We start from the raw sequence: 11002 nt of genomic DNA, 5'->3' as shown, positions 1-11002 counted from the left end.
GCTGATAAATTATATCAAGTGTGGTTACTAGATAACACAGAAATTTGGATATTAATTCACATCGAAGTACAAAGTCAATACGATGAAGAATTTTCCCAAAGAATGTATATCTATAACTACCGATCCTTTGATTTATACCATAAACCAGTAGTTAGTTTAGCCATATTAGGAGATGAAAGCAAAACATGGCGACCTAATAGTTATCAATATGGTTTAGGTAAGAGTGAGGTTGTGTGTAAGTTTGATACAGTCAAACTCATAGATTACAAATGGGAAGCACTAGAGCAAAGCAGCAATCTATTTGCTATATTAGTAATGGCACATTTAAAAACCAAAACTACTACCAACAAACTCGCAGATAGGGAGCAGTGGAAATGGATATTAATTAGAAGTTTATATGAGCGAGGTTTAAACAGATATGACATTGAAAACCTCTTTAGATTTATTGACAAAATGATGTCATTAACTAAGGAATTACAACAGAAATTGCTCACCAAAATAACCGAGTATGAAAAGGAGAGAGAAATGCCTTTTTTAACCCCTACTGAAGAATTATTTATTGCAAGAACTCGCCAACAAGATATCATTAAACTTCTACAAGTCAAGTTTGGTGATGTTCCCGAAATACTGAGCAAAAATATTCAGAAGATTGATGATCTAACCGCTTTAGAAGAATTATTTGTATCATCAATTACGATTACTTCTTTGGCAGAATTTACCAATTTAGTCAATTCTAAATTACCAAGATCAGAAGATTAGAAAAACCCAGGGGTAGAGAAATATTGAATTATCTTTAATCATCTTGAATTATAGTAAATTTATTTCTCTACTTCCTTTGAATGATTGCCTGATAGCGATCGCCGATATAAAATCTAGGTAATAGGTGATTGGAAAAAATAAAATTTATTTCCCAGTCACCAGTCCCCAGTCCCTAGTCCCTAGTCACCAGTTACCAAAACTAAGCACTCATTACATCTGTCTCACCTTGCGGTTGCAAATAGCAAATTAATTGTTGAATACCTTTATGCAGATAGCGAGTAACAGTCATCGGACTAGCACCAATTTTTTTACCTGCATCCTTGCGAGTTAGTTCCTTAACTAATACCAACTCTACAGCCATCCGGGGTTTATCATCTAACATCCTCATCGCCCCTTGTAGCTGTAGTCTTTCTTCCTCTTGTTGCTGAAGCATCGTAGTATGGGGACAAGGAAGTATATCACCCAAGGTCATTTGATAATCTACGCTGTTAGTTGGGGTAGCATCTAAACTTAAAGGCATCCGGTTTTGATTTGCTAACTTACATTCTTGCCATTCTTGTACAGAAATATGCAGTTTTTCAGCAATTTCCGTATCTTTGACAGGACGACCCAAAGATAATGTTAATTCTTTACAAAGAAGTTGCCCCTGATTGTAAAGTTCTTGCCAACGGCGGGGTATTTTAACTAAAGTCGAGCGATCGCGTAAAAAATGCAATATTTCGCCGCGAATATAAGGTACAGCAAAGGAACTGAAAGCATATCCTTGAGAGGGATCGAAACGCTCAATAGCCCGGATCAACCCCAAATAACCAATTTGTTCTAAGTCTTCATAAGGTTCATGGCATTGATGGGTAAACTTATAAGCCATCTTCCGCACCAAACCCTTATGTATCTCTACCAGTCGGTTACGCAGTTGAATCGAAGGATTTTGGTGGTATAAGTGTAATAACTCCATACCATCAGGTTGGATAGAGGTTTCACTTTTTGCCATATCAATTCCTTTGTAGTAATCCCTTGTTCTGCACAATGGGGTTAGTATAATTTCTTTAAATCTTTAATTATTTTCCTCAGTCCGTACTAAATAAGCTATCGTTGTTTTACTGAATTTTAAATCAAATTGAACGCATACTTACGTAATTTTACTATTGCTTAACAAAGGTTTGCTGAAGAGGCAGGAGGCAGGAGGCAGGAGGCAGAAGGCAGAAGGCAGAAGGGAAATATTTTTCCCCAGTCACCAGTCCCCAGTCCCCAGTCCCCAGTCACCAGTCCCCAATCACCAATCACCAATCACCAATCACCAATCACCAATTCCCTTGTAAAATATGACAGTTGTATTATATGCCCGAATGTGATTGAGCGTTATACTTTGCCCGAAATGGGCAATCTGTGGAATGAAAACTATAAGTTACAAACCTGGCTACAGGTAGAAATTGCTGTTTGTGAAGCTCAGGCAGAACTAGGTTATATTCCTAAAGAAGCAGTAGCAGAAATTAAAGCCAAGGCGAATTTTGACCCCAAGCGGGTGTTAGAAATTGAGGCGGAAGTTCGCCATGATATGATTGCTTTCTTGACAAATGTCAATGAATATGTTGGTGATGCTGGACGTTATATTCACCTGGGTTTAACCAGTTCCGATGTACTGGATACGGCATTAGCACTACAATTAGTTGCTAGTTTGGATATCTTGTTACAACGATTAGAAGATTTAATTGGGGCAATTCGCAACAAGGCCAGAGAACACCGTTATACTGTGATGATTGGGCGATCGCATGGTATCCACGCTGAACCTATCACATTTGGTTTTAAATTAGCTGGTTGGTTAGCGGAAGTATTGCGACATCAAGAACGTTTGCAAGTCCTGAAAAAAAATGTCGCTGTTGGTAAAATATCCGGGGCGGTGGGAACTTATGCAAATATTGAACCCCGTGTAGAAGCGATCGCTTGTCAAAAACTCGGACTTAAACCCGATACCGCTTCCACTCAAGTTATTTCCCGTGATCTTCATGCCGACTTTGTGCAACAATTAGCTTTACTGGCGGCATCTATAGAACGCTTTGCCGTAGAAATTCGCAACTTGCAAAAAACCGACGTTTTAGAAGTTGAAGAATACTTCTCCAAAGGTCAAAAAGGCTCTAGTGCCATGCCTCACAAACGCAACCCCATCCGCTCAGAAAGACTGACAGGAATGGCGCGACTGGTAAGAAGTCATGCAGGAGCAGCTTTAGAAGACGTAGCTTTATGGCATGAACGAGATATTTCTCACAGTTCCGTCGAACGGGTAATTTTACCAGATGCTTGCATTTTAACACACTTTATGCTCCATGAGATCACCGACTTGGTGACAAATTTGCTGGTATATCCCCAGAACATGGAACGCAACCTTAACTGCTATGGTGGAGTCGTCTTTAGTCAAAAGGTTCTCTTAACCTTAGTAGATAAAGGACTTAGCCGGGAAGAAGCTTATAGCATAGTTCAGCAAAATGCCCATACTGCTTGGAATAAACCAGAAGGTAATTTCCGTAATTTGATTAGTAAAGACCCCCGTGTAACTGCAAACTTGTCAGCAGCAGAAATAGATGCTTGTTTTGATCCACAAAACCATCTGAGACATTTAGATCAAGTTTATCAAAGACTGGGAATTTAAAATTCAGGAATCAGGAGTCAAAACTAGAAGTGAGAAACTGTTCCCGGATCTACCTGTGGAAATATGAACTTTTCACATCTTAATTGCTTCTGACTCCTGTATTTTTGACAATTTGGTACAGGTTCTGATCCTTCATAACGGAAAAATCGTCAATCCAAAATCGATTGACTCCTGAACTCCTAACCCTCACGAAAAGACTTTTTCAGCAAATCCTACTTGCATGATACTTGTATATTAAGATAACTTGAATCCATAAAATTACTGATTTAGTGAAGAATCTGCTAATTGATGTGCAAAAATTTTCAATTTAAATTCCTATATATCTACCCAAACATCTGAACTATAGATTACAACTTTGTATATAGCACCCAACAAGGAGGATTAATAGCTTTAATTCTGCTCTGGTTTGCAGTTCGTAGTGCTGCACAGTGGTATCACTGGTATTGGGAAAATCGTAAGAATAGGGAATAGGGACTGGTGACTGGTGACTGGGTATACAATTTTGGATTTTGGATTTTGGATTTTGGATTGTATTTCATGAATCCAATCTAAAATCTAAAATCTAAAATCTAAAATTCTCCTGCCTCCTGCCTCCTGTCACCTACTGTAAAAGCCCTATAGCATGGAGTAAGCCTCGACCGGTGATAATTTCGATGATCAAGGCAATGAAACCAAGCATGGCAATTCTACCATTCCAGACTTCGGCGCTAGTTGTCATTCCCCATTCCCAACGTTCTTGAGGATACATTTTCACCTTTTTTTTCATCTGGGTAACTTGGGAAAGTTTGAGATCCGGTTTTTCCAAAGACTCAATTACCAAATCTGCCAGTGCTTGAATAAATACTGGATGAGTGTTGGGAGCAGCAGCACGTCGGAAGTTTTCAATTCCTGCTTCTTCGGCTATTTCCCGATATTCAATATCAATTTCTTGCAAAGTTTCGATGTGTTCAGAAACAAAACTAATGGGTACTACTACCAAATCTTTAACGCCTTTTTCACCCAGTTCTTTTAAGGCATCCTCAGTATAAGGTTGTAGCCATTCCACCGGACCGACACGACTTTGATAAGCTAAGGTGTGGGCGTTGGGGCGATTAAGAGTTTGCATAATTAATTGAGTACATTCCTCAATTTCCTGCTGATAAGGATCGCCTGCTTCTACAACATAGCTTTTTGGTACACCGTGGGCGCTAAAAAAGATGTGTGCCTGATCCGGGTTGGGAAATTGATTTAGTTGCTCAATGATCAGTTCCGCCATTGCTTGCAAGTAACCTGGTTGTTTGTACCAGGAAGCAATCACAGTGTATTCCAAAGGTTGAAGTTTTGGGTTTTCTTGCCAAAGTTTTTCTAACAACCGGAAACTAGAACCACTGGTACTAATAGAAAATTGGGGATAAAGTGGCAAAATTACCAACTTGTCAATGTTATCCTGTGCCAGTTGGGCGATCGCTTCTTCTGTGTAGGGATGCCAATAACGCATTCCCACATAGATATTTGCTTCTTTACCCATAGCATCCAATTGGGTTTTTAACGCTTCCCCCTGTTCTTCTGTGATGCTTCGCAATGGTGAACCCCCACCAATTTGCTTATAATTCTCTTGTGATGTTTTTTCTCGCCGTGTGGCAATAAACCAAGCTAATGGTTTTTGCATCCATCGAAATGGTAGGCGAATAATTTCGGGATCTGAAAACAGGTTATATAAGAATGGACCCACATCTTCTAATTTATCAGGTCCACCTAGATTGAGTAATAATACGCCTACACGACCCATAGCAGTTACTTTCCCCCAATCTTTACAATTTTTTTACTAATGTTAACAATATATCTTTATTCAATATAAAGCTTAACGTTAAGGAAATATGCAATGGCAACAATTTTTCGAGACTTGAGTTACCGCTATCAATGGTTATATGATGCCATATCCCGGTTAGCAGCCCTGAGTGTGGGCGGTGAAGGGCGTTTTCGTCAACTCGCTTTACAAGGTTTAAACCTCAACTCAGATACTAAAATTCTAGATTTATGCTGTGGTAGTGGTCAAACTACGGCTTTTTTGGTGAAATTATCACAAAATGTTACAGGATTGGATGCTTCGCCTTTATCTTTACAACGGGCAAAAAAGAATGTGCCGAATGCTACTTATGTAGAAGCTTATGCGGAAAATATGCCTTTTACAGATCATGAGTTTGATGTGGTGCATACTAGCGCCGCTTTACATGAAATGCAACCTGAACAATTAAGAAAAATCATCCAAGAGGTTTATAGAGTATTAAAACCAGGGGGAATTTTTACTTTAGTAGATTTTCATCCTCCCACAAATCCTATATTTTGGCCTGGTTTATCAGTGTTTTTTTGGTTGTTTGAAACGGAAACAGCTTGGCAGTTATTAAAAACTGATTTACCTGGTTTATTAAGAGAATCTGGTTTTGATGTTGGTAAACCAATTTTATATGCTGGTGGTAGTTTACAGGTAATTGTCAGTAGCAAGGCTTGAAAAAATAGGGAACAGGGAAAATAAAATCCGTTCTTCCTGACTCCTGTAAGGGCGAAGCATTGGGAAAATAGCCTTTTCATAAAATTGATAATTGGTCGCCCGAATGCTTCGCCCCTACGACTCCTGCTTCCTTAACTCAATTGTGCCACAAGTTGATTTTCTACCAGGGTATTATTTGTTAATAAATCCTCAACGGTAATTCTTAAAAATCGTTGTTCATCAACTTGAAACATGACTTTAATGCGATCGCTCCCCGGAAAACCAGGGGGTGTAAGTTTAGCAATTTTTCTGGCTTCTTCTGTATCATTCAGCGGTTTAACTGTAGTTGTCACAGACTCAAGTTTGCGAGTTACTAAGCGATCGCCATCAAAATAAACTTCTGTACCTCCGGTTTCTGCTCCTAATTCTCCTAAAATTAACTCAATACTCGGCTGATTTTCCCTAGAAGCACCTAAAACTAATTCTACTGGTTGACTCATGGGATAAGCTTGTCCGGCTTTAATTATTGGTTGCCAACTGTGACGTTGGTTGCGTCTATCCCAGTACCGCACTCCATAGCTATGATACAAAAAGTCCTTGATTTCTAAACCTTGGGTAATTTGTAATGCACCTTGAGCGATCGCTTCAAAAGGTTTTTGATAACGGATTTTTTCTGGTTCAAAATATTGCTGTACCCATGTATTTACTACTGGTAATTGTACAGTTCCACCCACTAACAAAACTGCATTAATATCATCTAGTTCTATACCTTGACGACGGGCTTGTTGTAACAAGGTCATCATGGTATCATGTAACTTATCAAAAAATCCATGATCTTTGAGAATATTCTCTAAAGTTTGACGGTCAAGATCCAATTCATAACTTTCAAAAGTTTCATCATTAAAATAAACTTCACTGGCTTTATTTTGGGTAGATAATTGAATTTTTACCCGTTCTGCTAACCGAGTAATTATAGAATTAACTGGCAACCCTTTAGTTTTGACAAAATAATCAACTATCCAATTATCAATATCTGTACCACCTAAATTTTGCCCCGCTTTTGCTAATACACGGGCTGTTTTTACCTTTTGTTTGGAATCTTCCGCTAAAGATTTATTACCCCACTTTAATAAAAATCCTACTGGTTTAGTATTAGTTTGTGCCTGTTGATCTAAACGTACCAAAGATAAATCTAATGTTCCACCACCAAAATCAATTACTAACAAATTTTCTTGTGCTGTTAAACCATAACCTAAAGCTGCGGCAGTAGGTTCATCTAACATCCTAACTTGTTCTACTGGAAGTGCTTGAAAAACTTTGCCTAACCAGTGACGATAAGCTTCAAAACTGTCTACAGGTACTGTTAAAACCAAAGAATCTAAACCACCTTCTATTAGTGTTAATTCTTCGATTACCCTGGTTAAAAACCATTTACCTATTTTTTCAAAGGTGACGATTTCTCCATCTAGTTCTGGTAAAAAACCCTGAATATCTGCGCCAATACCGCGTTTAAAACTACGGAAAAATCGGTTATCATCTTTGAGATCCAAACCGCGATCGCGCACTTGCTGTCCAACTAAAACTTTACTTTCACTCGCTGCTTCTACATATACTAAACTGGGAATCAGTGGGGGATTAAGACTTTGTTGCAGGGATAAACCCGGTAAAGTCAAAGTTTCCGGTTGCTGGGTAACGGGATTCCAGCGAGTAATAACTGTGTTGCTAGTACCAAAATCAATCGCGATCGCCATTTCTCAATTTATTATTGATCAACTAATTAAGTAAAGTTAATATAACGTTAATTATTCTGCATTAACCACCAATCCCGCAAATGGGCGATCGCTTTTTCTTTGTGTTTGGCTTCTACTTCTATCCAGGGTACTTGGTGGTAAGCTTGAGGCATGGCTGTAATTAAATCACTGTGTTTTCTATCATTAAAACCTGTTTCCCCATTAGAAATATGTACTAACTGCCAATCTGGATTTTCCCAAGTTTCTCGCGCCCCTAAAACCATAGATTCTACACTAGGATGATCATAAGAATCTAACTTTTCATAGCAAATATGGTGATGTGCATCAAAAACCATCGGTATACCAGCTTGTTGACATACCTCTAAAATCTCCTGAGCATTATAAGCATATTCATCATTTTCTAAAGTTAAGCGGTTTTTAATACCTGGTGGTAGTTCAGAAATTACTTTTACCAATTTTTCCCCACGTTGAGATTTACCACCATGAATATTCATTAACGCCCAAGGTGACTGAGATAAACCAAGTAAATCTAAAGTGTAGGCGTGGTTTGTTAAAATTTTGATACTATTTTCTATGACTTCATCATTATCAGAACTCAAGACTACAAACTGATCTGGATGTAACACCATTCTGATGTTTAATTTTTCTGCCTTCTCCCCAATTTTTGCTAAATCTTCCCTCATTTCTTCTAATATATTTCCACCAATTTTATCTTCCATATCACTCATCGGAAATAAAGCCGAAGTCATGCGATAAAGGCGAATATTTTGCTTTTGACAGAAAGTTAACGCCCCATCCAAGCAGCGCAAATTATTTTGATAAAGTTCTTTTAGGGTATCTTCTCTTTGTTGAGGAGAAAGTTTTAAATAACGGGTCCGGGTAATAGTCCGAAAACGCACTTGTTTATCAATAGTGATACAAACCAAACCTAAATGTGGCTCAGTTTGGTTTTGCTGTTGTGGATTTATTTTTTTTAATGTTATCTCTCTTTGTTGTAATTTCATATTTTTTTGGTAATTGGTAATTGGTAATTGGTAATTGGTAATTGGTAATTGGTAATTGGTAAATGCTATATATGCAAATCTAAGTTTAACAGATTCCATATCATAATTTCAAGAAAATGTGAAGAAACTTTTAGATTTGACAAAAATCGAAGAGTGGGATGGACGAACTGTAAAAGAAAGAGAAGAAAAAATAAGAGAAGCGGCATTAGTGTTAGCGGATCAATGTATTGCAATGTTATTGCATAAGCTTTCTCAATCAGAAGTGGCTCATGAAACAGCAATAAATCAAACCAAAGGTTATTGGCATCCCAAGACAAAAAGACATAGTTGTAGAAAAAGAGAAATATTAACAGTAGGTAATGTTTTAGTAACGCTCAAATGACCTTAATTATTAACAATCTATGTAGTTGATGAACAGGGGAAAAAAGTAAAAACTCAGAATATCCCTATTACCAACGATAGAACTTATGAAGATTATAAGGTATTCTTACCAATCTTAGAAATGCACCTAATTAGGGTTTGCTGAAAAAGTCCTTTTGTGAATATTAAGGAGTATGGCTAACGCCACGCTTACTTCGACAGGCTCAGTACAAGTCGCTATCAAGGAGTCAGGAGATCACAGTATATTTGGGAGTTACTGGTTTTCCCCAACATGGTGCTATTGGTACAGCATTAATTCAAACTGCTGATGCTGCCCTTTATCGTGCTAAAACTGCTGGGCGTAACCAAGTTGTGGTTGCACCTTAGAAATTATGAATTTGAAGGAGCTACTCCTGACTCCTGACTCCTGACTCCTGACTCCTGACTGCTCACCCACACAGAAAGACTTTGTCAACTCTAGATAATTAACTGATATGATTTAGCCTTGAATCTCCCAGTCAAAAAAGCATTTATTGTCATTTACTGATAATTAATTATGGTTGTTGTAGCAATTCTCGCCGCTGGAAAAGGCACAAGAATGAAATCTCATCTACCTAAAGTTTTACATTCTTTGGGTGGAAAATCTCTAGTCGAGAGAGTTATTGATAGTCTAGAACCCCTTGCACCTGAACGCAGGTTAGTAATTGTTGGGTATCAATCTAAAGAAGTAAAAACTGCTTTAGGTGGAAATTCTGAATTGGAATTTGTGGAACAAACTGTACAATTAGGCACAGGACACGCTATTCAACAATTACTTCCTCATTTAGAAGGTTACACTGGGGATTTGTTAATTTTAAATGGTGATGTGCCTTTGTTGCAAACTAAAACTCTGAAAAACTTATTACAAATTCATCAAGAAAATCAAAATTCCTGTACTATTCTCACAGCACATTTATCAAATCCCCAAGGTTACGGCAGAGTTTTTTGTGATGAAAACGGCATTGTGCAGGAAATGGTTGAAGATAAAGATTGCACTCCTGAACAAAGAAAAAATCACCGTGTTAATGCTGGTATTTACTGTTTCCGCTGGTCTGATTTAGCAAAATTTTTACCACATTTACAAAATAATAATGCCCAAAAAGAATATTATCTCACTGATGCTGTTACCCAAGTAGGTAAGGTGATGGCTGTAGATGTGGAAGATGACCAAGAAATTCTGGGAATTAATGATAGATTGCAATTAGCCACAGCTTACGAGATTTTGCAAAGACGTATTCAGGAAAAATGGCTTTTGGCAGGTGTGACGATTATTGATCCTGCTAGTGTGACAATTGATGAAACTGTAGAATTACAGCCAGATGTGATTATTGAACCTCAAACTCATTTACGGGGTAAAACATTGATTAAATCTGGTAGTCGCATAGGACCTGGAAGTTTAATTGAAAATAGCCAGTTGGGTGAAAATGTCACTGTGCAATATTCTGTAGTCAAAGATAGTTTTGTGGAAGCAGGAACTCGTATTGGTCCTTATGCTCATTTGCGTGGCCATGCGGAAGTGGGTGAAAATTGCAGAATTGGTAATTTTGTAGAGTTGAAAAATACTCAATTAGGAGATGGTTCTAATGTTGCACACCTTTCTTATTTGGGTGATACAACTGCGGGAACTCAGGTAAATATTGGTGCAGGAACAATTACCGCTAATTATGATGGAGTGAAAAAACATAGAACCAGAATAGGCGATCGCACCAAAACCGGTTCTAATAGTGTTTTAGTCGCACCTATTACCATCGGTAATGATGTTTATATTGCCGCAGGTTCAACGGTGACAGAAGATGTGGAAAATGAAGCTTTAGTCATTGCCCGGAGTCGTCAGGTAGTTAAACCAGGTTGGAAGATCAAAGCTGAAAGATAAGTAGGTGACTGGGGACTGGTGACTGGGGACTGGTGACTGGGGAAGAGGTAATTGGGAAAATACAAATAATTTCTCCCTGCCTCCCCTGCCTCCCCTGCCTCCCCT

The 11002-nt window shown here is 38.2% G+C and carries 9 protein-coding genes and 3 pseudogenes; 8 read left to right on the top strand and 4 right to left on the bottom strand.

All coding sequences use genetic code 11. The features are described from left to right. Positions 1-759, top strand: a 759-nt coding sequence (locus H6F47_RS04595; protein WP_199291061.1) for a hypothetical protein, incomplete at its 5' end; no start/stop codon positions are given. A gap of 199 nt (positions 760-958) precedes the next feature. Here the strand turns inward: H6F47_RS04595 and H6F47_RS04590 are convergent. Continuing rightward, positions 959-1750, bottom strand: coding sequence for an RNA polymerase sigma factor SigF (locus H6F47_RS04590; RefSeq protein ID WP_190348278.1), 792 nt, complete (start codon positions 1748-1750; stop codon positions 959-961). Between the two features lie 154 nt (positions 1751-1904). Between H6F47_RS04590 and H6F47_RS04585 the strand changes: the two genes are divergently transcribed. The 3 genes and pseudogenes from H6F47_RS04585 to H6F47_RS27765 form a co-directional block, all read left to right on the top strand. Further along, positions 1905-2078, top strand: coding sequence for a hypothetical protein (locus H6F47_RS04585; RefSeq protein ID WP_190348282.1), 174 nt, complete (start codon positions 1905-1907; stop codon positions 2076-2078). Between the two features lie 29 nt (positions 2079-2107). Then, entirely contained in the window at positions 2108-3403 is a 1296-nt protein-coding gene (purB, locus tag H6F47_RS04580) for an adenylosuccinate lyase (RefSeq protein ID WP_096567980.1), read from the top strand. 372 nt (positions 3404-3775) lie between these two features. Continuing rightward, positions 3776-3874, top strand: a pseudogene (locus H6F47_RS27765) (DUF4126 domain-containing protein); the annotation flags it as partial. A 130-nt stretch (positions 3875-4004) separates the two neighbouring features. Here H6F47_RS27765 and hemH read toward each other — a convergent pair. Then, positions 4005-5171 carry a ferrochelatase gene (hemH, locus tag H6F47_RS04575; RefSeq protein ID WP_096568808.1) on the bottom strand — a complete coding sequence of 389 codons (1167 nt, stop codon included), beginning with the start codon at positions 5169-5171 and terminating at the stop codon, positions 4005-4007. Positions 5172-5264: 93 nt separating this feature from the next. Here hemH and H6F47_RS04570 point away from each other — a divergent pair, with 93 nt between their 5' ends. Continuing rightward, complete coding sequence (locus H6F47_RS04570) at positions 5265-5891, top strand: class I SAM-dependent methyltransferase (protein WP_137667709.1); 627 nt, start codon at positions 5265-5267, stop codon at positions 5889-5891. Positions 5892-6022: 131 nt separating this feature from the next. Here the strand turns inward: H6F47_RS04570 and H6F47_RS04565 are convergent, their stop codons facing one another. Both H6F47_RS04565 and uvsE read right to left on the bottom strand, forming a co-directional pair. Further along, entirely contained in the window at positions 6023-7621 is a 1599-nt protein-coding gene (locus tag H6F47_RS04565; RefSeq protein WP_137667708.1) for an Hsp70 family protein, read from the bottom strand. A gap of 47 nt (positions 7622-7668) precedes the next feature. Further along, entirely contained in the window at positions 7669-8625 is a 957-nt protein-coding gene (gene uvsE / locus H6F47_RS04560; RefSeq protein ID WP_190647844.1) for a UV DNA damage repair endonuclease UvsE, read from the bottom strand. A 55-nt stretch (positions 8626-8680) separates the two neighbouring features. On the opposite strand from uvsE, the pseudogene H6F47_RS27760 reads away from it, so the two are divergent. The 3 genes and pseudogenes from H6F47_RS27760 to glmU all read left to right on the top strand — a co-directional run. Continuing rightward, a pseudogene (locus H6F47_RS27760) lies at positions 8681-9139 on the top strand (hypothetical protein); the annotation flags it as partial. 92 nt (positions 9140-9231) lie between these two features. Continuing rightward, positions 9232-9372: pseudogene (locus H6F47_RS04550) on the top strand (diguanylate cyclase); the annotation flags it as partial. A 169-nt stretch (positions 9373-9541) separates the two neighbouring features. Beyond that, positions 9542-10897, top strand: coding sequence for a bifunctional UDP-N-acetylglucosamine diphosphorylase/glucosamine-1-phosphate N-acetyltransferase GlmU (glmU, locus tag H6F47_RS04545; protein WP_137667704.1), 1356 nt, complete (start codon positions 9542-9544; stop codon positions 10895-10897). The last annotated feature ends 105 nt before the right edge of the window (positions 10898-11002 follow it).

Origin of the sequence: Sphaerospermopsis sp. FACHB-1094, from assembly GCF_014696195.1 — a bacterium.
GTDB lineage: Bacteria > Cyanobacteriota > Cyanobacteriia > Cyanobacteriales > Nostocaceae > Sphaerospermopsis > Sphaerospermopsis kisseleviana.
This window is presented reverse-complemented; position numbering and strand designations above follow the sequence as displayed.

Coding starts and splice junctions, on each gene's coding strand:
- hemH (WP_096568808.1), bottom strand. CDS start 5,171: ATGGGTCGTGTAGGCGTATTATTACTCAATCTAGGTGGACCTGATAAA.
- H6F47_RS04590 (WP_190348278.1), bottom strand. CDS start 1,750: ATGGCAAAAAGTGAAACCTCTATCCAACCTGATGGTATGGAGTTATTA.
- H6F47_RS04570 (WP_137667709.1), top strand. CDS start 5,265: ATGGCAACAATTTTTCGAGACTTGAGTTACCGCTATCAATGGTTATAT.
- glmU (WP_137667704.1), top strand. CDS start 9,542: ATGGTTGTTGTAGCAATTCTCGCCGCTGGAAAAGGCACAAGAATGAAA.
- H6F47_RS04565 (WP_137667708.1), bottom strand. CDS start 7,621: ATGGCGATCGCGATTGATTTTGGTACTAGCAACACAGTTATTACTCGC.
- uvsE (WP_190647844.1), bottom strand. CDS start 8,625: ATGAAATTACAACAAAGAGAGATAACATTAAAAAAAATAAATCCACAA.